20 protein-coding genes are annotated in these 20,131 nt (G+C 63.7%); 8 read left to right on the top strand and 12 right to left on the bottom strand.

What is annotated here, in order from left to right; translation table 11 throughout:
- Positions 1-40: 40 nt before the first annotated feature.
- The 3 genes from MOQ67_RS04340 to MOQ67_RS04330 all read right to left on the bottom strand — a co-directional run bounded on the left by MOQ67_RS04340 (position 41) and on the right by MOQ67_RS04330 (position 3,276).
- Positions 41-1,411: an MFS transporter gene (locus tag MOQ67_RS04340; protein WP_448675819.1), complete on the bottom strand. Its 1,371-nt coding sequence runs from the start codon at positions 1,409-1,411 to the stop codon at positions 41-43.
- A gap of 105 nt (positions 1,412-1,516) precedes the next feature.
- Positions 1,517-2,212, bottom strand: coding sequence for an ArsR/SmtB family transcription factor (locus tag MOQ67_RS04335; protein WP_017849636.1), 696 nt, complete (start codon positions 2,210-2,212; stop codon positions 1,517-1,519).
- 137 nt (positions 2,213-2,349) lie between these two features.
- On the bottom strand, positions 2,350-3,276 hold the full coding sequence (locus MOQ67_RS04330; RefSeq protein WP_104904017.1) for a LysR family transcriptional regulator: 927 nt from the start codon (positions 3,274-3,276) through the stop codon (positions 2,350-2,352).
- 118 nt (positions 3,277-3,394) lie between these two features.
- On the opposite strand from MOQ67_RS04330, the gene MOQ67_RS04325 reads away from it, so the two are divergent.
- The 3 genes from MOQ67_RS04325 to MOQ67_RS04315 all read left to right on the top strand — a co-directional run bounded on the left by MOQ67_RS04325 (position 3,395) and on the right by MOQ67_RS04315 (position 5,173).
- Entirely contained in the window at positions 3,395-3,688 is a 294-nt protein-coding gene (locus MOQ67_RS04325; RefSeq protein WP_017849638.1) for a putative quinol monooxygenase, read from the top strand.
- A gap of 140 nt (positions 3,689-3,828) precedes the next feature.
- On the top strand, positions 3,829-4,842 hold the full coding sequence (locus MOQ67_RS04320) for a zinc-binding alcohol dehydrogenase family protein (protein ID WP_198731725.1): 1,014 nt from the start codon (positions 3,829-3,831) through the stop codon (positions 4,840-4,842).
- Between the two features lie 145 nt (positions 4,843-4,987).
- Positions 4,988-5,173 (top strand): hypothetical protein, encoded by a 186-nt coding sequence (locus MOQ67_RS04315; RefSeq protein WP_017849641.1) that lies wholly within the window; start codon positions 4,988-4,990, stop codon positions 5,171-5,173.
- 6 nt (positions 5,174-5,179) lie between these two features.
- Here the strand turns inward: MOQ67_RS04315 and MOQ67_RS04310 are convergent, their stop codons facing one another.
- Together MOQ67_RS04310 and MOQ67_RS04305 are read right to left on the bottom strand one after the other, a co-directional pair.
- On the bottom strand, positions 5,180-6,373 hold the full coding sequence (locus tag MOQ67_RS04310) for a multidrug effflux MFS transporter (RefSeq protein WP_017849642.1): 1,194 nt from the start codon (positions 6,371-6,373) through the stop codon (positions 5,180-5,182).
- Positions 6,374-6,456: 83 nt separating this feature from the next.
- Positions 6,457-6,648 carry a heavy-metal-associated domain-containing protein gene (locus tag MOQ67_RS04305; protein WP_017849643.1) on the bottom strand — a complete coding sequence of 64 codons (192 nt, stop codon included), beginning with the start codon at positions 6,646-6,648 and terminating at the stop codon, positions 6,457-6,459.
- A gap of 147 nt (positions 6,649-6,795) precedes the next feature.
- On the opposite strand from MOQ67_RS04305, the gene MOQ67_RS04300 reads away from it, so the two are divergent.
- From MOQ67_RS04300 to cueR, 3 genes are all read left to right on the top strand, one after another.
- Positions 6,796-7,176 (top strand): hypothetical protein, encoded by a 381-nt coding sequence (locus tag MOQ67_RS04300; protein WP_017849644.1) that lies wholly within the window; start codon positions 6,796-6,798, stop codon positions 7,174-7,176.
- A 66-nt stretch (positions 7,177-7,242) separates the two neighbouring features.
- Positions 7,243-9,444 (top strand): heavy metal translocating P-type ATPase, encoded by a 2,202-nt coding sequence (locus MOQ67_RS04295; protein WP_448675818.1) that lies wholly within the window; start codon positions 7,243-7,245, stop codon positions 9,442-9,444.
- Between the two features lie 2 nt (positions 9,445-9,446).
- Positions 9,447-9,848, top strand: coding sequence for a Cu(I)-responsive transcriptional regulator (gene cueR, locus MOQ67_RS04290; RefSeq protein ID WP_026140370.1), 402 nt, complete (start codon positions 9,447-9,449; stop codon positions 9,846-9,848).
- Positions 9,849-10,611: 763 nt separating this feature from the next.
- On the opposite strand, the gene MOQ67_RS04285 is transcribed toward cueR, so the two are convergent.
- Together MOQ67_RS04285 and MOQ67_RS04280 are read right to left on the bottom strand one after the other, a co-directional pair.
- Positions 10,612-11,511: a PA4780 family RIO1-like protein kinase gene (locus MOQ67_RS04285; RefSeq protein WP_017849647.1), complete on the bottom strand. Its 900-nt coding sequence runs from the start codon at positions 11,509-11,511 to the stop codon at positions 10,612-10,614.
- Between the two features lie 135 nt (positions 11,512-11,646).
- Entirely contained in the window at positions 11,647-12,924 is a 1,278-nt protein-coding gene (locus MOQ67_RS04280; RefSeq protein ID WP_448675817.1) for an acetyl-CoA C-acetyltransferase, read from the bottom strand.
- A gap of 114 nt (positions 12,925-13,038) precedes the next feature.
- Here MOQ67_RS04280 and MOQ67_RS04275 point away from each other — a divergent pair, with 114 nt between their 5' ends.
- Together MOQ67_RS04275 and MOQ67_RS04270 are read left to right on the top strand one after the other, a co-directional pair.
- Complete coding sequence (locus MOQ67_RS04275) at positions 13,039-14,391, top strand: 3-oxoacyl-ACP reductase (protein ID WP_104904019.1); 1,353 nt, start codon at positions 13,039-13,041, stop codon at positions 14,389-14,391.
- Positions 14,392-14,393: 2 nt separating this feature from the next.
- Positions 14,394-15,242 carry a MaoC family dehydratase gene (locus MOQ67_RS04270; protein WP_198718237.1) on the top strand — a complete coding sequence of 283 codons (849 nt, stop codon included), beginning with the start codon at positions 14,394-14,396 and terminating at the stop codon, positions 15,240-15,242.
- 35 nt (positions 15,243-15,277) lie between these two features.
- On the opposite strand, the gene MOQ67_RS04265 is transcribed toward MOQ67_RS04270, so the two are convergent.
- The 5 genes from MOQ67_RS04265 to pbpC all read right to left on the bottom strand — a co-directional run bounded on the left by MOQ67_RS04265 (position 15,278) and on the right by pbpC (position 20,046).
- On the bottom strand, positions 15,278-15,835 hold the full coding sequence (locus tag MOQ67_RS04265) for a DUF4136 domain-containing protein (protein WP_046485731.1): 558 nt from the start codon (positions 15,833-15,835) through the stop codon (positions 15,278-15,280).
- A gap of 45 nt (positions 15,836-15,880) precedes the next feature.
- A complete protein-coding gene (locus tag MOQ67_RS04260) occupies positions 15,881-16,483 on the bottom strand; it encodes a DUF4136 domain-containing protein (protein ID WP_017849652.1) in 603 nt (200 codons plus the stop codon).
- Between the two features lie 24 nt (positions 16,484-16,507).
- A complete protein-coding gene (locus tag MOQ67_RS04255; protein WP_017849653.1) occupies positions 16,508-17,257 on the bottom strand; it encodes a methyltransferase in 750 nt (249 codons plus the stop codon).
- The gene (locus MOQ67_RS04250) at positions 17,250-17,558 is read right to left on the bottom strand and encodes a MazG-like family protein (protein ID WP_017849654.1); all 309 of its coding nucleotides are present in this window, start codon (positions 17,556-17,558) and stop codon (positions 17,250-17,252) included. Before MOQ67_RS04250 ends, MOQ67_RS04255 begins: the two co-directional genes overlap by 8 nt.
- Positions 17,559-17,715: 157 nt before the next feature.
- The gene (gene pbpC, locus MOQ67_RS04245; protein WP_198718238.1) at positions 17,716-20,046 is read right to left on the bottom strand and encodes a peptidoglycan glycosyltransferase PbpC; all 2,331 of its coding nucleotides are present in this window, start codon (positions 20,044-20,046) and stop codon (positions 17,716-17,718) included.
- Between the last annotated feature and the right edge of the window lie 85 nt (positions 20,047-20,131).

The following is a 20,131-nucleotide window of genomic DNA, read 5'->3' as shown; positions in this document are numbered from 1 at the left end:
TGGGAGCCAGCGCGCTCCCACATTCGTTGTGGATTGCCGGTTAGATCTCGCTCAACTCTTCCAGGGTCTTGCCCTTCGTCTCCATCCCAAACACCCACACCACCAGCGCCGCCACCGCAAAGCACAATGCGCCCAGGGCAAACACCCCGCCCTGCCCAGTAATCGGGAACACCAGCCCGGTCACCAACGGCCCGAGCAACGACCCGACCCGCCCGATCGCCGAAGCGAACCCGGCCCCCGTCGCCCGCGCCGAGGTGGGGTACAACTCCGGCGTGTAGGTGTACAGCACCGCCCACATGCCAAACAGAAAGAACTGCATCAACAACCCCGAGGCGATCAGCAGGCCGACATTGCCGCCGAACACCGCGCTTTGCCCATACAGAAACGCCATCACCCCGCCGCCGAGCAAGGTCACCACGCACACCGGCTTGCGCCCCCAACGCTCCACCAGCCAGGCCGCCATCAGGAAGCCGGGAATCCCGCCCAGGGAAATGATCACCGTGTAATACACCGACTGGGTCACCGCAAACCCCGACTGCTGCAGCAAGGCACTCAACCAGGAAGTGAGCCCATAAAAGCCGAGCAAGGCGAAGAACCACACACTCCAGATCATCATCGTGCGCTGACGATACTGCGCCGACCATAATTGCTGGAACGCCGAGAAGAAGTTGCCCGGCACACTCTCCACCCGCGGCAGGCGAATCGGCTGCGGCAACTCGGCGCGGCCCAGGGAGTCGCGCACTTTCGTCTCGATCCCCAGCAACACCTTATCCGCCGCCGCATGCCGCCCGGCCTGCTCCAGCCAGCGCGGCGACTCCGGGATAAAAAACCGGATCGCCAGCACAAACACCGCCGGCACCGCCAGCACCAGGAAGATGTCGCGCCAGCCGATCAGCGGCAGCAAAAAGTACGACAGCACCCCCGCTGCCACAAAACCCAACGGCCAGAAGCCATCCATCAACGCGATATAGCGCCCGCGCCCCTTGGCCGGAATCAGCTCCGAGAGCATCGACTGCGCGATCGGAAACTCCATGCCCATGCCAATGCCGAGCAGGATGCGAAACAGCGTCAGCGTCTCCACCGTCTGCGCCGTGGAACATAAGTAGCTGGCGATCCCCCACAACACGATGCTCCACTGGAACACCGGCTTGCGCCCGAAGCGATCGGCGAGCATCCCGGACAACGACGCGCCCACCACCATGCCGAAAAAACTCGAACTGGCCAGCAAGCCAGCCTGGGCCGTGCTCAGGCCGAACTCGGCTTTGATCGAGCCGAGCAGGAAAGTCATCATCGCCAGATCCATGGAGTCGAAGAAAAACGCCAGGGCGATGATGATAAAAATGACTCGGTGGTAACCGCTGATGGGCAACCGTTCCAGCCGTTCTGCCGCGCTATAGCCGTGCGTACCCATGCCCCATCCCCTGTGTGAATAATCCCCTCTGGGAGTGTGGGCCATGGTTTTTCCGGGTTATTGCTGGGTGCGACCTGATCGCAACTCTGAACGACGTCATCCGGGTCAGAGCGCGTCGGGCACGGCCAACCGGGTGATTTCCGCCAACCCGGTGTCGCTGACGAGCAAGGCGCGGGACTCGTTGACCGCACGGATCCAGTTCGACTGCAAAAACAGTTGCAATAGCCCGGCTCCCAGCGCGCCGCCCAGGTGCGGTTGCTGCTGGCTCCAATCGAAACAGTCGCACACCAGCGGCAAGGCCAGCGCCTGGGTGAAAATGCCCAGGCCAGCCAGGTGCTGCGCGCCTTTGACCGTGACTTGGGTGCGGAGCTCGTGGCGCTCGATCCAGCCGGCCGCGATCATCCGCTGATACAGTTGCGCCGCCAGTTCGCCGCCGAGGTGCCCATGGCATAACCGCGCATGGCGCAGCGGGGCCGGCGCCGCCAGGGTCAGCGGTGAAGCCTGCGGTGAGCTGCGCGCCGCACTGGCCATGGTGGTGCTGGCCAAGGCATCGATGGCGGTGCTGACATCCGCCGCCGCCACACGAAACAACCGCTTGCCGCGACGCGCTTCGACACGCAGCAAACCGCCGCCGGTAAGCCGCGCCAGATGGGCATTCGCCGAGGCCGGCGACAACCCCGTGAGCGTCGCCAGTTCCTGGGAAGACTTGGCCGAGCCGTCCATCAAGGCCCAGAGCATGGCGGTGCGTTTTGGCTCGGCGAGCAAGCTGGCTATCTGACTGATGCAAGGTGCCTGTTCCATGTGTTCACTCCTTGTTAAATCATTTCTCTGCTGTGGTTGGCGCCAAAGTATAGGTGCGCAAGCAGCCAGTTCCCCGGCGTCTGACAGCGCGGATAGGGACAGGATCTGAGTGAAATTTCCGGCTTTAGTGGAGGCTATTACGCACTGGTGAATTGTTCCGACCACTGCGCGGTCAATGTCGCACAACGGGACACGAGCATTTCCCGCAGCAGTTTGATGGGCTTACTCAACTGCGCGCGATGCGCGCATAACAGGTTGAGCGGCGTCCGCTCGCCGCGCAGCTCAGGCAGAATCACGCGCAAGCGTCCGGCGCGGACGTCGCTGCTCACATCCAACCAGGACTTGTAGGCGATGCCCACCCCGGCGACAGCCCATCGCCGTACCACGTCAGCATCGTCACTGAAGCGGTCGCCGCCGACAGTCAGGCTGACTTCGCGTTTGCCGTCATGAAACGTCCAGTGGTCATGCACGCGAGTGCCGAGCATATACAGCAGGCAATTGTGCTGGGCCAGTTGCTCCAGATGCCGCGGTTCGCCGTGGCGCTCGAGATAACTGGGGGCCGCGCACAGCACGCGCACGTTATCCGGCGCGACGGGCAGCGCGACCAGGCTGGAATCCTCCGGTTCGCCATAGCGCAGGGCGATATCCACCGGCTGGCGGAACAGGTCGGCAATGCGGTCGCCCAGCAACAGGCGCACCGTCAGTTGCGGATAGTCACGCTGGAACTCGTCGAGCCAGGGCAACAGCTGGTTGCGACCAAAATCCGAGGGTGCCGACAGTTGCAGCACACCGCTGACATGGTCCTGGCCACTGGCCAATAACCGCCGCCCTTCGTCCAGCGAGCTCAGTGCGGCACGCGCATATCCGAGAAAGCCGTCCCCTTCAGCGGTGAGGCGCAGGCTGCGAGTGGAGCGCGCCAGCAAGCGCGTGCCCAGTTGCTGTTCGATACGCTTCAACGCCGCGCTGGCCACCGCCGGCGACAGGTCCATGACCCGCGCCGCGGCCGACAGACTGCCCAGGTCCGCTGCGCGCACGAACAACTGCAAATCATCAAAGCGCAGCATCCAATTCCACCCATTATCAAAATATTGTTGAAACAGACTGCTGTTTTAGCCGCTTTTATCTGCATCGGAAATAGCCAATCATCTGCCCATCCCATACAGCCCGTGTCAGGAGTCGAATATGTCCGCTGCCTTTAACGTCATCGCCACGCTGATCGCCAAACCTGGCCAACAACACACCCTCGAGTCGCTGCTGCGCGGCCTGCTGGAACCGACCCGCCAGGAAGCCGGTTGCGAACAGTACGACCTGCACCAGGACCTGCAACATCCCGAGACGTTCTACATGCTCGAACGCTGGCGCGACGACGCGGCCCTGGCCGACCACGACCAGAGCGCACACATCCAGAGTTTCCGCGCCAAGGCCGCCGACGTACTCGCGCACTTCGAACTCAAGCGCCTGAAATTTCTTGCCTGATCACCGCCCTTTTTTGTAGGAGCGAGCTTGCTCGCGAAAATCGTAAACGATGACGCCGCGCTTTTGATTCAGCGCGGCCCCTGTGAGTTTTTCGCGAGCAAGCTCGCTCCTACAGTCAACTCCCTACTTCTGGAGCCCCCATGAAAGCCATTGCCTACTACGCCTCACTGCCGATCAACGATCCGAAATCCCTGCAAGACATCGAGCTGCCGGAACCGGTCGCCGGCCCGCGCGACCTGCTGGTGGAAGTCAAAGCCATCTCGGTCAACCCGGTGGACACCAAGGTCCGCCAGAACGTCGCCCCGGAAAACGGCGCCGCCAAGGTGCTCGGCTGGGACGTGGCCGGTGTGGTCAAGGCCGTCGGCAGTGAAGTGACGCTGTTCAAGGCCGGTGACAACGTGTTCTACGCCGGCTCCCTGGTACGCCCGGGCGGCAACAGCGAACTGCACACCGTGGACGAGCGCATCGTCGGCCATATGCCCAAGAGCCTGGGTTTTGCCGACGCGGCCGCCTTGCCGCTGACCGCCATCACCGCCTGGGAACTGTTGTTCGAACGCCTGCAAGTGCGCGAGGGTAACAAGGACGAAGGCCAGAGCCTGCTGATCGTCGGCGCTGCCGGCGGCGTGGGGTCGATCCTGACCCAATTGGCCAGCCAGCTCACCGCACTGAAGGTCATCGGCACCGCGTCGCGCCCGGAAACCCAGGCCTGGGCCAAGGCCCTTGGCGCCGACCTGGTGATCGACCATAGCCAGCCGCTGAGCGACGCCCTGAAACACGCGGGTGTGGCCCAGGTGACCCACGTCGCCAGCCTGACCCAGACCGACCACCATTTGGATCAACTGGTCGAAGCCCTGCAGCCCCAAGGCAAGCTGGCGCTGATCGACGATCCGAAGGCCCTGGACGTGAGCAAACTCAAGCGCAAGAGCCTGTCGCTGCATTGGGAGTTCATGTACACCCGCTCGATGTTCGAGACGCCGGACATGATCGAGCAACACAACCTGCTCAATCGCGTCGCCGAGCTGATCGATGCCGGCACTCTGAAAACTACCGTGGGCGAGCACTTCGGCGTGATCAACGCCGAGAACCTACGCCGCGCCCACGCGCTGCTCGAGAGCGGCAAGGCCAAGGGTAAGATCGTGCTGGAAGGGTTCTAAAAGAGGTCTGTCAGTGTCGTCCGTCATTCGTGTAAGTGATGGACGACACCACTAGTCAGGGAATTGACCTTTGTCATCATTGTGAACGTATTCGGGTTTATATTGGCGGCCTTTGCCACGATTCTTTTACGTGAGGAAGTCAGCAATGAAGATCCTGATAAAAGCGTTAGCAAAATCCCCGGGCAATAAATGGCAGGTCCGTCTCGACGGCGAAGCCATCACCTTCCGCAGTGAGGCCGAAGCCCGCGCCTTCGCCGAGACCCTGCAAGCGCGCATCCAGGCGCCCCACCGTTTCCCACTCGACCAGCAACGCTCCGCTGCCGCTGGCTGACGTCTTTCAGACCTGCGCCTGTAGGGCACGTGCCCGTTGCAGGCGCTGGGTCGACAGTGCAATCGTCACCGCCAAGACCCCGCACAAGCTGATGACCATCGCCATCGGCATCGCCGTGCCGTCGTGCAACACGCCCACCAACGAAGCCGCCCCCGCCGCCACGCCGAACTGAATGCAACCGAGCATTGCCGAGGCGCTACCGGCTCGCGCGCCCTGCCCGCTCATGGCGCAGGCCGAGGTGTTGGGCAAAATGCAGCCCAGGCTGGCGATGCAGATAAACAGCGGCAGCAGCAACGGCCACAACGCATCGGTGCGCAAGGCCGCGACGCCGAGCAGCGCCAACGCCGCCAGCATGTAGAGCCACACCGTGCGCGACAGCAAGAACGCCGGCCCGCGCTTGGCGAGCAAGCGCGCATTGACTTGGGCCATCAGGATAAAGCCGGCGGCGTTGGAGCCGAATACCCAGCCGAAATGCTCGGCGGGCACACCATAGAGCTTGATAAAGACGAAGGGTGAACCGGCGATGTAGGCAAACATCCCAGCAATCGAAATGCCCCCGGTCAGGGCGTAACCGAGGTAGACCCGGTCCGACAACAGGTCGATATAGCGGCGCAGCGACCCGGACAACGGTTGCCGAGGCTGATGGGCCGGAAAGGTTTCCGGCAAACCGACCGCCACTGCGATCGCGGCCATCACGCTGAACACCGTCAGGGCCAGGAAGATCGACTGCCAGCCCCACACCCCGACCATCAGCCCGCCCGCCAATGGCGCAAGGATCGGCGCCAGGCCGGTCACCAGCATCAGTTGCGAATACACCTTGGCCGAGGTCACTACATCACACTTGTCGCTGACCACCGCGCGGGAAATCACCATGCCCGCGCAACCGCCGAGGGCCTGCACGAAACGTGCGCCGATCAGCCATTCCAAAGACGGCGCATAGGCGCAGGCGAAGGAGGCCAGCGTAAACAACGTGACCCCGCTGAGCAGCGGCACACGACGACCAAAGCGGTCCGCCAGCGGGCCGTAGATCAATTGGCCGATGGCCAGGCCGCCGAAATACACCGCCAAGGTCAGCTGGATATGTTTTTCATCGGTGGCGAACGCCGTCGCCATCGCCGGGAAACCCGGCAGGTAAAAGTCGATCGCCAGCGGCGCGAAGGCGCTCAAGGCGCCCAAAATCAGGAGTATGCGCAGGTTCATCAGGCACCCAAGTATGTCGGCAGCCCGACAGTCTAGCCGCGCTTGGGTGCGTTGAACATTACGATAGCTCGCTAACTATTAAATCAGGCGACGCTGTAGCCTTCTTCACGGATCAAGCCGGCGATCACGTCGCGGCTCAACTGGCTTTGCACGCTGACTTGCTTGGCCGCGAGGTCGACTTTCACTTCGGCTGCCGGGTCCTGATTCTGCACCGCCTGGGTCACTGCCCGGACGCAATGGCCGCAGGTCATTCCTTCAACGTTGAATACTTGCATGACATGACTCCTTTAATGAGGGTGGACGCAGTATCGACCTTGTCACGATGGCAAGGTCAAGCGGCAAAAATAGCCGCCGGGCTGGTATTCGGTGACGCAGTCGGCCAAGCTTCACCCATCTTTGATGTGAACCACGGAGCATTCGCCATGCGCTGGTCGTTTTTTGGCCTTGTCGGCCTGATGAGTTTGTCTGCCGCTGCGCCCATGGCCAGCGCGGCCGAAGACTATGCGGTGCTGATCATTTCCCGCGAACGCCTGGAAGTACCGACCAACTGCGAGATCGGCCTGTACATCCAGGACCAGTTGGCCGGGCGCCTGTTCCAGGAACAGTCCACCGCGTTCAACCTGCCGGCCGGCAATGTGTCGCTGCGCCTGAAGCTGCTGCCGGGCCAAGCGCCGGGTTGCCTACCGGGCCTGCTGGCGCCAGCCGCGCAGAACATCACGCTGAAGGTCGGTGACGTGCGCAAATTACGCATCGCCCAAGGCCCGGAAGGCATGTACCTCAAACCTGCGACATTGGGATACTAAAGACGCTTGACCTTCCCCACAGGTCAAGGTTGATCCTAGGGGCAACTTCTTCAGGAGGACTGCCCCATGAATGGAACCACCACGTTTGACCTGCCCATCGGCGGCATGACCTGCGCCAGCTGCGCCGGGCGTGTCGAGCGCGCGCTGGGCAAGGTGCCGGGGGTGCAACGTGTCAGCGTGAACCTGGCCAACGAGCGCGCCCATATCGAGGTGCTCGGCCAGATGGACCCCGCCGTGCTGATCGCCGCCGTCGACAAGGCCGGCTACAGCGCGTCGCTGCCCCAAAGCGAAACCAAGACCGATGCCGATCAAGCCCAGCGCCTGCACCACGAGCGTTGGGCGCTGCTGCTGGCGATTGTGCTCGCGTTGCCGCTGGTGCTGCCGATGCTGGCACAGCCCTTCGGCCTGCACTGGATGCTGCCGGCCTGGGTCCAGTTCGCCCTGGCCACGCCGGTGCAGTTCATCTTCGGTGCGCGCTTTTACATCGCCGCGTGGAAAGCCGTGCGCGCCGGCGCCGGCAATATGGACCTGCTGGTCGCGATCGGCACCAGCGCCGGTTACGGTCTGAGCCTGTACGAATGGCTCACCGCGCCCGTCGGCAGCATGCCGCACCTGTATTTCGAAGCCTCGGCGGTGGTGATCGCCCTGGTGCTGCTCGGCAAATACCTGGAAAGCCGCGCCAAACGCCAGACCGCCAGCGCCATCCGGGCCCTGGAAGCCTTGCGCCCGGAGCGCGCGATTCGGGTGGTTGACGGCCGCGAAGAAGACGTCGCGATCAATGCGCTCAAGCTCGGCGACCACGTGCTGGTCAAACCCGGCGAGCGCTTCCCGGTGGACGGGGAAGTGGTGGACGGCCAAAGCCATGCCGACGAAGCGCTGATCAGCGGCGAAAGCCTGCCAGTGCCGAAACAACCGGGCGACAAGGTCACCGGTGGCGCGATCAACGGCGAAGGGCGCTTGCTGGTCCGCACCGTGGCCCTCGGCGCGGAAAGCGTGCTGGCGCGCATCATCCGCCTGGTGGAAGACGCCCAGGCGGCCAAGGCACCGATCCAGAAACTGGTGGATAAAGTCAGCCAGGTGTTCGTGCCGACGGTGCTGGTGCTGGCCTTGCTCACGCTGCTCGGCTGGTGGCTGTATGGCGCTTCGCTGGAGACTGCGATCATCAATGCGGTCGCGGTGCTGGTGATCGCCTGCCCGTGCGCCCTGGGCCTGGCCACACCGACCGCGATCATGGCCGGCACCGGCGTAGCGGCGCGTCACGGTATCCTGATCAAGGATGCCGAAGCGCTGGAGCGCGCCCACGCCGTCAGCGCGGTGGTATTCGACAAAACCGGCACGCTCACTTCCGGCACGCCGAAGATCGCCCACTTGGCGGCAGTCGACGGCAACGAACCGCTGCTGCTGCAACAGGCCGGCGCCTTGCAACGCGGCAGCGAACACCCGCTGGCCAAGGCGGTGCTGGATGCCTGCCGCGAACAAGGGCTAAACGTGGCCGATGTGAGCGCCAGCCAGTCCCTGACCGGGCGCGGCATTGCCGGCACCCTCGACGGTCGGCCGCTGGCCCTGGGCAACCGCCGCCTGCTGGAAGACAACGGGCTGGACGCGGGCGCACTGAACGCTTCGGCCAAGGCCTGGGAGGCCGAAGGCCGCACCTTGTCCTGGCTGATCGAGCAAGGCGCGCAACCGCGGGTACTCGGGCTGTTCGCTTTCGGCGACACTCTCAAGCCCGGTGCGCTGGAAGCCGTGGCCCAACTCAAGGCGCGGCACATCAGCAGCCATTTGCTCACCGGCGATAATCGCGGCAGTGCGCGGGTAGTCGCCCAGGCGCTGGGCATCGACGATGTCCACGCCGAAGTGCTCCCGGCCGACAAAGCCGCCACCGTCGCCGAACTGAAAAAAACCTGCGTGGTGGCGATGGTCGGCGACGGCATCAACGACGCCCCGGCCCTGGCCGCCGCCGACATCGGCATCGCCATGGGCGGCGGCACCGACGTGGCCATGCACGCTGCCGGCATCACCCTGATGCGCGGCGATCCACGCCTGGTGCCGGCCGCGCTGGAGATCAGCCGCAAGACCTACGCAAAGATCCGCCAGAACCTGTTCTGGGCCTTTGTGTATAACTTGATCGGTATTCCCCTGGCGGCATTCGGCCTGCTCAACCCGGTGTTGGCCGGCGCGGCGATGGCCTTGTCCAGCGTCAGCGTGGTGAGCAATGCGCTGTTGTTGAAAACCTGGAAACCCAAGGATCTGGAGGACCCACATCCATGAGCATGAACATCGGCCAGGCGGCGCGTTCAAGCGGTTTGAGCGCCAAGATGATTCGCTACTACGAATCCATCGGCCTGCTCAAAGCCGCCCATCGCACCGAGAGCGGCTATCGCGTGTACGGTGCCGACGACTTGCACACCCTGGCGTTCATCAAACGCTCGCGGGACCTGGGGTTTTCATTGGAAGAAGTCGGCAAGCTGCTGACGTTGTGGCAGGACCGGCAACGGGCCAGCGCCGATGTGAAGGCCCTGGCGCGCCAGCATATCGAGGAGCTGAACCAAAAGATTCTGGAGCTGGGGCAGTTGCGCGATACGTTGCAGGACCTGGTGGAACACTGCCACGGCGATCATCGGCCGGACTGTCCGATTCTCAAGGAATTGGCGTCGGGTGGTTGCTGCGCCTGAAGGGGTAAGGGGTGTACACAAAACCAATGTGGGAGGGGGCTTGCCCCCGATAGCGGTGGACCAGTCAATACACGTATCGACTGACATGGCGCTATCGGGGGCAAGCCCCCTCCCACATTTTTAGATCTTCTATTGCCTGAAGATCATTCCAACATTTTTAGATCTTCAATTGCCTGAAGATCACTTCCACACGTCGGGAGGTTGCTGCGCTTGAAAGGGGAGGCGGTAAGGGGTGTACACGAAACCAATGTGGGAGGGGGCTTGCCCCCGATAGCAGTGGATCAGTCAATATAAGTATCGACTGACATGGCGCCATCGGGGGCAAGCCCCCTCCCACATTTAGATCTCCAATTACCTGAAGATCATTCCAACATTTTTAGATCTTCAATTGCCTGAAGATCATTCCCATATTTTTAGATCTCCAATTACCTGAAGATCATTCCCATATTTTTAGATCTTCAATTGCCTGAAGATCACTTCCACACGTCGGGTGGTTGTTGCGTCTGAAGGGGGTAAGGGGTGTACACAAAACCAATGTGGGAGGGGGCTTGCCCCCGATAGCGGTGGATCAGTCAATATAAGTATCGACTGACATGGCGCCATCGGGGGCAAGCCCCCTCCCACATTTAGATCTCCAATTACCTGAAGATCACTTCCACACTTTTTAGATCTCCAATTACCTGAAGATCACTTCTACACTTTTTAGATCTCCAATTGTTTGAAGATCACTTCCACACTGTTTAGATCGACAACAGCTTGGGGGTCACTGCATCCAAGGCGGTGGCGGTGGTTCGTCAGGCGTTTTGCTCGGTGGCGCATCATCCGCCGCGCGAGCCGCCTGGCGCCGCTCTTCGTCCAGTCGCGCCGCTTCGATCTCGCGGATCACGCCGCCCACGTCGGCCAGTTCTTCCGGTTCGTCGAACTCGCCGGTCAAGATGCTGGCCGGGTGCAAGGTGCCGGCTTCGTACAGCGCCCACATTTCCTTGGCGTACTTGGTCTTCTTCAGCTCTGGGGCAAAGCGCCCGAAGTAGGAAGCCATGTTGCCCACATCCCGCTCCAGCATGTTGAACGCGTGGTTGTTGCCCGCCGCATCCACCGCCTGGGGCAGGTCGATGATCACCGGGCCGGTCGGCGTGAGCAGTACGTTGAACTCGGACAGGTCACCATGCACCAGGCCGGTACACAACATCAGCACGATCTGGGAGATCAGGAACGCGTGGTACTCGCGCGCCTGGTCCGGCTCCAGCACCACGTCGTTCAGGCGCGGCGCCGCATCGCCGTACTCGTCGGCCACCAGTTCCATCAACAGCACGCCTTCGAGGAAGTCATACGGCTTGGGCACGCGAACGCCCGCGCCGGCCAGGCGGAACAACGCCGCGACTTCGGCGTTCTGCCAGGCATCTTCGGTTTCTTTCTTACCGAATTTGGAACCCTTGGCCATGGCCCGGGCCTGCCGGCTGTTACGGACCTTTCGGCCTTCCTGGTATTCGGACGCTTGACGAAAACTTCGTTTGTTCGCCTCCTTGTAAACCTTGGCGCAACGCAATTCGTTGCCGCAGCGCACCACATAAACAGCTGCTTCTTTACCACTCATGAGTGGGCGCAGCACTTCGTCGACCAGACCGTCTTCGATCAGGGGTTCAATGCGTTTAGGAGTCTTCATCAGCTTTTATTGTGGGTCCTTTATTACCAAACACGCGTATGGCACTCGTTATACGGCAATCGGCTCGCCTCGGGGAGGGGCTACCGAGCTTTGACCACCGAAGAATGCATCCAATATGCCAGTTTTCCACGCAATTCAGCGTTCAATGATCGCTGTCACGCCCTGCCCTCCGGCGGCACAGATTGAAATCAGCCCGCGCCTCTTGCCCGCGACGTCCAACAGCTTGGCCAGGTTGGCGACGATACGCCCGCCCGTCGCAGCAAACGGATGCCCGGCGGCCAGGGAACTGCCCTTGACGTTGAGGCGGCTGCGGTCGATCGAACCCAGCGGCGCGTCCAGCCTCAGGTGGGTCTTGCAGTAGTCCGCATCTTCCCAGGCCTTGAGCGTACACAACACTTGGGCAGCGAATGCTTCGTGGATCTCGTAGTAATCGAAGTCCTGCAGTGTCAGGCCATTCCTCGCCAGCAAACGCGGCACGGCGTACACCGGCGCCATCAACAGGCCTTCGGCGCCGTTGACGAAATCCACCGCCGCCGCCTCGCCGTCGCGCAGGTAAGCCAGGCTCGGCAAGCCGCGCTCCCTGGCCCAGGCTTCGCTGCCGAGCAACACCAGGGAGGCGCCGTCCGTCAGCGGCGTGGAGTTGCCAGCGGTGAGCGTGCCTTTGGCGCTGCGCTCGAAGGCGGGCTTGAGGCCGGCGAGTTTTTCCAGGGTCAGGTCGGGGCGCAGGTTGTGGTCGCGGGTCAGGCCCAGAAACGGGGTGAGCAAATCGTTGTGCCAGCCTTCGGCGTAAGCCGCGGCCATTTTCTGGTGGCTCTCCAGGGCGAGCTGGTCTTGCTCGGCGCGCGGAATCTGCCAGGTCTGCGCCATCAGCTCACAGTGCTGGCCCATGGATAAACCGGTGCGGGGTTCGCCATTGCGCGGCAGCTCGGGTTTGAGGTGATGGGGACGGAGTTGTAACAAAAGTTTTAGTTTGTCCGCCAAGGATTGGCTGCGGTTGGCCTGCAGCAGAATCTTGCGCAGCCCTTCGTTCACCCCGATCGGTGCGTCGGACGTGGTGTCCACCCCACCGGCAATCCCGCATTCGATCTGGCCCAGGGCAATCTTGTTGGCCACCAGCAACGCCGCCTCCAGCCCGGTGCCGCAGGCCTGCTGAATGTCATAGGCCGGGGTTTGCGGCGACAGGCGCGAACCCAGCACGCATTCGCGGGTCAGGTTGAAGTCGCGCGAATGCTTGAGCACCGCGCCGGCGACCACCTCGCCCAGGCGCAGGCCGTGCAGGTTGTAGCGCTCGATCAGGCCTTCGAGGGTCGCCGTCAGCATCGCCTGGTTGCTCGCCGTGGCATACGGGCCATTGGAGCGGGCGAAAGGAATGCGATTACCGCCAATGATCGCTACACGGCGCAATTGAGTCATGGAAAGCTCCCTGTCGGTTGTGGGGTAAGTCGTTCAGACTAGCCTAGGCTCAATCGAACGACTGCCGCCGCGAGGTGGTCAACCCTTTGAACCCCAGCCTTTGGAGAGCGTTCCATGTCTGACCGTTATATCGACTTCGCCAACTCAAGCCTCGGCCATCGCCTGGTCGCCGCCATTGGCCTGCCGTCACCGGTACGCCTGGAGCGCTGGCAAGCCGGGCGTCTGCGCCCGGTCGACGGTGCGCTGCTGCTCGGCGGCGGGGCGCTGGCGGCCAAGGTGCTGGCGTTTGCGCACAAACTCACCGAGGCCATTTATAGCTACGGCGCCGGGCCGCTGGAAGCACCGGCCTGGATTCCCGGGCATGGCCCCAAGCTCAAGGCGCTGGTGTTCGACGCCAGCGACTTGCAGCACACCGACCAGCTCAAGCAATTGCGCGAGTTCTTTCAGCCCCTGCTGAAAAACCTCGATCACAGCGCGCACCTGGTGATCCTCGGCCGCGCGCCGGAAAGTCTCAGCGACCCGTTCGCCGCCAGCGCCCAGCGCGCCCTCGAAGGGTTCAGCCGCTCCCTGGCCAAAGAACTGCGCAACGGCGGCGTATTGCAATTGCTGTCGGTCGGCCAAGGTGCCGAGGACCAGCTGGAAGGGGCGTTGCGGTTTTTCCTGTCGCCCAAAAGTGCCTATATCTCGGGCCAGGTGATTCGCCTGGAAGCCTGCGCCACCCCCGTCGAAGACTGGACCCGCCCGCTTGCCGCGCGCAAGGCGCTGGTCACCGGCGCGGCGCGCGGCATTGGCGCCGCCATCGCCGAAACCCTCGCCCGCGACGGCGCCGAGGTAATTCTGCTGGACGTGCCCCAGGCCAAGGCTGACCTCGAAGCCCTGGCGGCGCGCCTGGGAGGGCGCAGCATCGTGCTGGACATCTGTGCCGAAGACGCCGCCCGCCAGTTGATCGAACAACTGCCGGACGGCCTCGACATCCTCGTCCATAACGCCGGCATCACCCGCGACAAAACCCTCGCCAACATGACCCCGGAATACTGGGACGCCGTGCTGGCGGTCAACCTCAATGCGCCGCAAGTGCTGACCAAGGCCCTGCTCGACAGCGGCACCCTGCACGACAACGCACGCGTGGTGCTGCTGGCCTCCATCAGCGGGATTGCCGGCAACCGCGGGCAAACCAACTATGCCGCGAGCAAGGCCGGGTTGATCGGTTTGGCCCAGGCCTGGGCGCCGCTGTTGAAAGCGCGGGGGATCAGCATCAACGCCGTGGCTCCCGGTTTTATCGAAACCCAGATGACCGCGCATATCCCCTTCGCCCTGCGTGAGGCCGGGCGCCGCATGAGCTCCCTGGGCCAGGGCGGCTTGCCGCAGGACGTCGCCGAAGCGGTCGCCTGGCTCGGTCAGCCGGGTTCCGGCGCGGTCAGCGGCCAGGCGCTGCGGGTGTGTGGGCAAAGTATACTGGGAGCGTAAGCATGGACTGGACCACCCTGGACCACCCGCCGCAGTTTGCGCCGTTGTACTGGCGCGCGGCGCTCAAGCGCAGGATCACCGGCAGCCATTTGCCCGAGCAGGGGTTTCGCTGCCGCGTGAGCGTCAACCCCGAGCAGGTGGCGGCGTATCGGCAGGTGTGTGGCTTTGCCGACAGCCCGATGCTGCCGGCGACGTATCCGCAGGTGCTGGCGTTCGGCCTGCAGTTAAAACTGCTGACGGCGCCATCGTTTCCGTTCCCGTTGTTGGGGCTGGTCCACCTGCGCAATCGCATCCGTGTGTATCGGCCCTTGGGGGCGGTGAGTGAGCTGACCATCGCCGTTCACGCACACCATCTCAAACCCCACGCCAAGGGCGCGACGTTTGAGCTGGTGACCACCGCCGAAGATGCCCTCGGCCTGCTGTGGGAAGCGCAGAGCCGCATGCTCTGCCGTGGCGTGAAGCTCGACGGTGCAGCGGCAGACGACGCCTTGCCCACGCCCACCCAGGTCAGCGAACTGACCCGCTGGAAAGCCCCGGCCGATATCGGCCGTCGTTACGCCCGGGTGTCCGGCGACTACAACCCGATCCACTTGAGCGCCCTGACCGCCAGACTATTCGGTTTCCCCCAAGCCATCGCCCACGGCCTGTGGAACAAGGCGCGCACCCTCGCCGCCCTCGGCGAGCACCTGCCCGCGGCGAATATCGAAATAGAAGTCGAATTCAAGAAACCGGTGCGTCTGCCCAGCGAGGTCACCCTGCACGCCAGCGTCGCCGGCCCCAGTGGCCAGTTGTGGTTGAAAGGCTCGGGGGAGATTGAGCACATGGTCGGCCGGTGGCGGCCGATTGGCTGAAACCGGCCGCTCATCTCTCTCGGGGCAACAGCGTGTCAGCGCGGCGGGTAGCTGGAAAGGATTCGCGCGATCGTCTTGCGGATGGCGTTGCTGCGATCCTGCGGCTCGGGCGAGCTGGCCATGATCTGCTCGTCGCTGCCGCGCCAGACGAGTTTGCCGTCCTTGCCGTCGAGCAGGTCGATTTGGATGGTCGCCACCTTGTAGGTGATGTTGCGCGTTTCGTTGTACATCGGCGCGCCCCAGTAGCCATTCCACGGCCCGCCCCAGGCGCCGCCGTAGTTGGTACTGACTTGTTGCTGGCGGTCTTCGACGATCAGGTAGGCCTGCGCATTCAGGTCCGCCCGGGTGCCCGCCGCCGCAGGGCGCAGGCCGCGTTGGTCGAGTTGTTCGCCGACGGCCTGGCGGATACGTTGTTCGGTGAGGTCGCTCTTGATCCGCGGATCATCGGGACGGTATTGCAGCGCCGGGTCTTTCCAGGCCCAGCTGCGGTAGGCGCCGAAGTCCCGGCTGGCATCAAAATCGTGGTTGACCTGGCTGGTCTGGCAACCGCCCAGCAGCACGACCAAAGCGAGCGTTGCGATACGTCCAAACATGGTGGTTCTCCAACGAGCGACCCGGGCATTAAATGAGAATAGCTGTTAACTGGGAGGATACGCCGTCATTGCCTTTTGCACAGCCTTGCGCAACGCATCGGCTCGCTCACTGAGGCTGCCCTGACTGCCGGTTTCGGCGCTGGCGCTCCACACCGGCTGACCGCTGCGTGCATCGAACAGATTGACCCGCACCACCACGACCTGAACTTCATAGGTACGCACGATCGGCGCCGCGTTGTACATGCCGTAGCCATTGCCATAACGATTGTAGCCACCGTACCCATAGCCGTAGTCATCCTGGACCTGCTTGAGGCGCTTCTCCAGATGCACGTCGGCGCTCACCAGCAGGTCGGGCGCGCGGTTGTCGTGCAGGGGGCGCAAGCCTCGCTGGTCGAGGGCGCCGCTGACCGCTTCGGCAATCTGCGCCGAGTCCGCCCAGGCCGTGCCCGCCGGCAACTGGCCGTTGCGCCAGGCCCAAATGCGGTAGGCGCCGTAGTCACGCACTGGCGCGGGGTAGGCGCTGGCATCAAAGGTCCTGGCCGCCTGGGCCGGAGCCGGCGGCATCGGCGCCGAGGTGGCCACGTAGGGATTGGGGCTGGAGCAGGCGCCCAGCCCAAGGGACAACAGGATTAACCCGAAACGACGCATTTCGACCTCCACTGACTGGGCCGCTTAAACCGGACGGCAGATCCAGTGCAAATAACGCCCAAGTCCGGCAAAGCTTGGGTGACGACGATGGGCGAGCTCCATCTCCAGCACATCCTGCAACGCCACGCGGGCCTGGAATTCCACCGGCATATAGTCGTGGAACACCCGCACGCCGCTCTGGCTTTCGACCTGCCAAAGCCCCTCGAGTTGCGCCGCCAGCTCTCGCGGGTCGAGCGGCTGCTGCGGGGTCAGGCTCTGTTTTTCGCCGGCCATGTCGTTCTTGCGCATTTTGCGGAAGTGGCCTTTGAGCAGGTTGCGGTAAATCAGCGCATCGCGATTGTAGAACGCCAGGGACAGCCAGCCGCCAGGCACCGTCAACTGGTGCAGCACGGGCAGGATCGCGTGGGGTTCGGCCAGCCATTCGAGGACGGCGTGGCACAGCACCACATCGTAGGGTTCGGTGAGTTGGCCGAGCAGGTCTTGCCAGGGCGCATGGATGAAGGTCGCGCTCTGCCCGGCCTCGGCGAAGCGTTGGCGCGCACCGCTCAGCATCGGCTCGGCGGGTTCGGCCAGGGTCACCTGATGCCCACGCTCGGCCAGCCAGAGAGACATGTGCCCCAGGCCCGCGCCGATATCCAGCACACGCAACGGCCGTTGCGGCAGGGCTTCGGTGAGGTCGGCCTGCAACACCGCCAGGCGAATCGCGCCCTTGGCGCCGCCGTAGATCTTCTCGGCAAAACGCGTGGCCAGTTGGTCGAAGTGACGATCACTCATGGATAAACCGCCGTTCGCTGTCGGCCAGCTTGGCGCGCACCACCTCGTTCATGTCCAGGCCCAACTCGCTGCACAGCAACAGCAGGTACAGCACGATATCGCCGACTTCCTGGCCGGCATGGGCGAGTGTGTCGGCGGGCAACTGGCGCGACTGGTCTTCGGTGAGCCATTGGAAGATTTCCACCAACTCGGCCATTTCCACGCTGGCGGCCATGGCCAGGTTTTTCGGGCTGTGGAATTGTTTCCAGTCGTTGGTATCGCGGATGCGATGCAGGCGTTCGGTGAGGTGTTCGAGGTTCATGAGGGGCTCCTGAAGGGGTATAGCTTCGGGGGGATCAGGGATGAAGGCAAGTGAATCCGGGGGATGGACTTTAGGGCGCTATCGCAGGCAAGCCTGCTCCCACATTTGAATGGATTCGCAAATCAGAATGTGGGGGCTGGTTTGGCGGTGATGGGGTCTAGTCGACGACGCTGAATTCGATTCGGGCGGTTTGGCCGGCCTCGTCGAGAACGCTGAGCTGGTAGCGGCCCAATTGCTCGAAACTGGCGTTGATGCTGTCCTGGTTGGCGCTGTCGCCCAACGGCGCACCGTTGAGGAACCACCAGCGCCGACCACTGCCGCCCAGCGCCGAGATCTTCAGGCGCAGCGCCTGTTGGCTGGCAGCGGGCAGGCGCAGTTGATCGCCTTCGCGCACGCCGACAATCGACAATGGCGAGGACGCCGCCAGGGCCGGCGGTGGGCAATCGGGGTCCGCGGCCGGCAAGCGTGCGTCGCGGCGTTCGGCCCGTGGTAGCCAGGGTTCCAACGGCGCGGGCCACAGGGCAATGTTCTTCAACTGCGCGCCCGGGCAATGGGCGTCCACCCTCAAACCCTTGGGGTTGACCCAGACGCTTTCCATCAAGCCCACACCCAACGGTTGATCCAGTGCCAGCAAGGTCGGCGGTGTGGTGTTGTCCAGCGTCCAGGCGAAACGCTGGCGCCGGCAATTCGGATCGCTGCGGCTCATGGGCTGGCCCAGCGGCCAGCAGATCGCCGCCACGCCGACGTTCGCCGGCACCGGTTTGACCGGCGCGCTGATGCCGCGTTGGCTGTCGCGGTTGGTCAACACATCGTGTACCTGCAACATCAAGGGCGCAGCCGAGGCCAAGCCGAACTGCCCCGGCACTGGCGTGCCGTCGGGGCGGCCGATCCACACGCCGATCAAATAGCGCGGCCCCACGCCGATCGCCCAGGCATCGCGGAACCCGTAGCTGGTGCCGGTTTTCCAGGCCAGCACCGGGCGCTGCACCAGTTCGGCGCGCGGGTCGCGGTCGGGCCGCGCCTGGCCGCTGAGGATACGCCGCACAATCCAGGCGGACCCTGGCGACAGTAAAGGCCGTTCTTTAAGCGTATCGTCCGGCCGTAATCGAATCGTGGCGCTCCTGCCGTCGCGAGCGAAAGCGCTGTAGCCGCTCACCAGATCTTCCAGGCGACTGCCCGCGCCGCCCAGGATCAGCGCCAGGTTCGGCTCGGCCAACGCCGGCAGCGCCAGCGGCACCCCGCCGATACGCATCTGCGCGGCGAAGCGCTTCGGCCCGTAGGCTTCCAGCAACTGCACCGCCGGCAGGTTGAGCGAACTGGACAACGCCGTGCTCGCCGGCACCGCGCCGGTAAAGCCCATGGAGAAGTTGCCCGGCCGGTAATCGCCATAGCGCCTGGGCACATCCTGCAACAGCGATTCGGAGTGAATCAGCCCGTCGTCCAGGGCCATGCCATACAGGAAGGGCTTGAGGGTCGAGCCCGGCGAACGCAGGGCGCTGATCATGTCCACATGGCCGAAGCGCTTGGCATCATTGATGTCCACCGAGCCGAGGTAGGCGCGCACGGCCATGCTGTCTTCCTCCACCACCAGGATCGCCGCCGAGGTGTATTCCGGCAAACGCGCGCGCCAGCCCAGCAGCAGGTCTTCGAGACGGCGTTGCAGGGTGGCGTCCAGGGTGGTGCGGATCAGCGGCGGGCTGTCGGGGCGGTTCAGGCGACGGGCGAGCAACGGCGCCAGGCTGGGCTCCAGGCGCGGCGCGAGCAGCAACGGTTCCTCCAGGGCTTCGGCGACTGCCGATGACGGCCATACCTGGAACTCGCCGAGGCGGCGCAGCACCTTGTCCCGCGCTTCCTGAGCGCGCTGGGGGTGGCGGTCGGGGCGCAGGCGGCTCGGCGCCTGGGGCAACACCGCGAGCAAGGCGGCTTCGGCGTGGGTCAGTTGCGCCGGCGACTTGCCCAGATACGCCCAACTGGCCGCCGCCACGCCTTGCAAGGTGCCGCCAAACGGCGCGCGGTTCAGGTACAGGTTGAGAATCTCGGCCTTGGACAAGTGCCATTCCAACTGCGCGGTGCGCCACAGCTGGCGCAGCTTGCCGTGGAACGTGCGCGAGTGGGGATCGAGCAAACGGGCGACCTGCATCGACAAGGTGCTACCGCCCGACACCACCCGCGCACCGGTCAGGTTCTGCCACGTCGCCCGCGCCAGCGCGAACGGGTTTACGCCGGGGTGCTGGTAGAACCAACGGTCCTCGTAGGTGAGCAACGCATCGAGGTAATACGGCGACACCTCAGCGGTTTGCACTGGGTAACGCCACACGCCATTGGCATCGGCAAACCGCCACAACGGCGTGCCATCCTCGGCCAGCACCACCCGCGCCAGGTCGTCCCTGGGCAGCGGCAGGGGCCAGATGCGGTCGGCCAACCACAGCAGGGCAATCATCAGGAGCAGGCTCGCGAGGGTCCAGCGAGCAACTAAACGCAAACTCAAACGGGCAAACCTCTATGCTTGTAGGGAACTAGCCTGTCGCAATAACAACCAAAGGCACAGACACGCCCACCTTCTCATCAGGACA

The sequence above is a fragment of the Pseudomonas sp. LY-1 genome (assembly GCF_053502595.1).
This window is presented reverse-complemented; position numbering and strand designations above follow the sequence as displayed.

Bases quoted from the DNA above. Each gene is read 5' to 3' on its own strand.
- MOQ67_RS04255 (WP_017849653.1), bottom strand. From the start codon at position 17,257: ATGAGTGATCGTCACTTCGACCAACTGGCCACGCGTTTTGCCGAGAAG.
- MOQ67_RS04325 (WP_017849638.1), top strand. From the start codon at position 3,395: ATGTCCGCTGCCTTTAACGTCATCGCCACGCTGATCGCCAAACCTGGC.
- MOQ67_RS04315 (WP_017849641.1), top strand. From the start codon at position 4,988: ATGAAGATCCTGATAAAAGCGTTAGCAAAATCCCCGGGCAATAAATGG.
- MOQ67_RS04330 (WP_104904017.1), bottom strand. From the start codon at position 3,276: ATGCTGCGCTTTGATGATTTGCAGTTGTTCGTGCGCGCAGCGGACCTG.
- MOQ67_RS04320 (WP_198731725.1), top strand. From the start codon at position 3,829: ATGAAAGCCATTGCCTACTACGCCTCACTGCCGATCAACGATCCGAAA.
- cueR (WP_026140370.1), top strand. From the start codon at position 9,447: ATGAACATCGGCCAGGCGGCGCGTTCAAGCGGTTTGAGCGCCAAGATG.
- MOQ67_RS04335 (WP_017849636.1), bottom strand. From the start codon at position 2,212: ATGGAACAGGCACCTTGCATCAGTCAGATAGCCAGCTTGCTCGCCGAG.
- MOQ67_RS04300 (WP_017849644.1), top strand. From the start codon at position 6,796: ATGCGCTGGTCGTTTTTTGGCCTTGTCGGCCTGATGAGTTTGTCTGCC.
- MOQ67_RS04265 (WP_046485731.1), bottom strand. From the start codon at position 15,835: ATGTTTGGACGTATCGCAACGCTCGCTTTGGTCGTGCTGCTGGGCGGT.
- MOQ67_RS04340 (WP_448675819.1), bottom strand. From the start codon at position 1,411: ATGGGTACGCACGGCTATAGCGCGGCAGAACGGCTGGAACGGTTGCCC.
- MOQ67_RS04295 (WP_448675818.1), top strand. From the start codon at position 7,243: ATGAATGGAACCACCACGTTTGACCTGCCCATCGGCGGCATGACCTGC.
- MOQ67_RS04310 (WP_017849642.1), bottom strand. From the start codon at position 6,373: ATGAACCTGCGCATACTCCTGATTTTGGGCGCCTTGAGCGCCTTCGCG.
- MOQ67_RS04270 (WP_198718237.1), top strand. From the start codon at position 14,394: ATGGACTGGACCACCCTGGACCACCCGCCGCAGTTTGCGCCGTTGTAC.
- MOQ67_RS04250 (WP_017849654.1), bottom strand. From the start codon at position 17,558: ATGAACCTCGAACACCTCACCGAACGCCTGCATCGCATCCGCGATACC.
- MOQ67_RS04275 (WP_104904019.1), top strand. From the start codon at position 13,039: ATGTCTGACCGTTATATCGACTTCGCCAACTCAAGCCTCGGCCATCGC.
- MOQ67_RS04285 (WP_017849647.1), bottom strand. From the start codon at position 11,511: ATGAAGACTCCTAAACGCATTGAACCCCTGATCGAAGACGGTCTGGTC.
- MOQ67_RS04305 (WP_017849643.1), bottom strand. From the start codon at position 6,648: ATGCAAGTATTCAACGTTGAAGGAATGACCTGCGGCCATTGCGTCCGG.
- MOQ67_RS04260 (WP_017849652.1), bottom strand. From the start codon at position 16,483: ATGCGTCGTTTCGGGTTAATCCTGTTGTCCCTTGGGCTGGGCGCCTGC.
- MOQ67_RS04280 (WP_448675817.1), bottom strand. From the start codon at position 12,924: ATGACTCAATTGCGCCGTGTAGCGATCATTGGCGGTAATCGCATTCCT.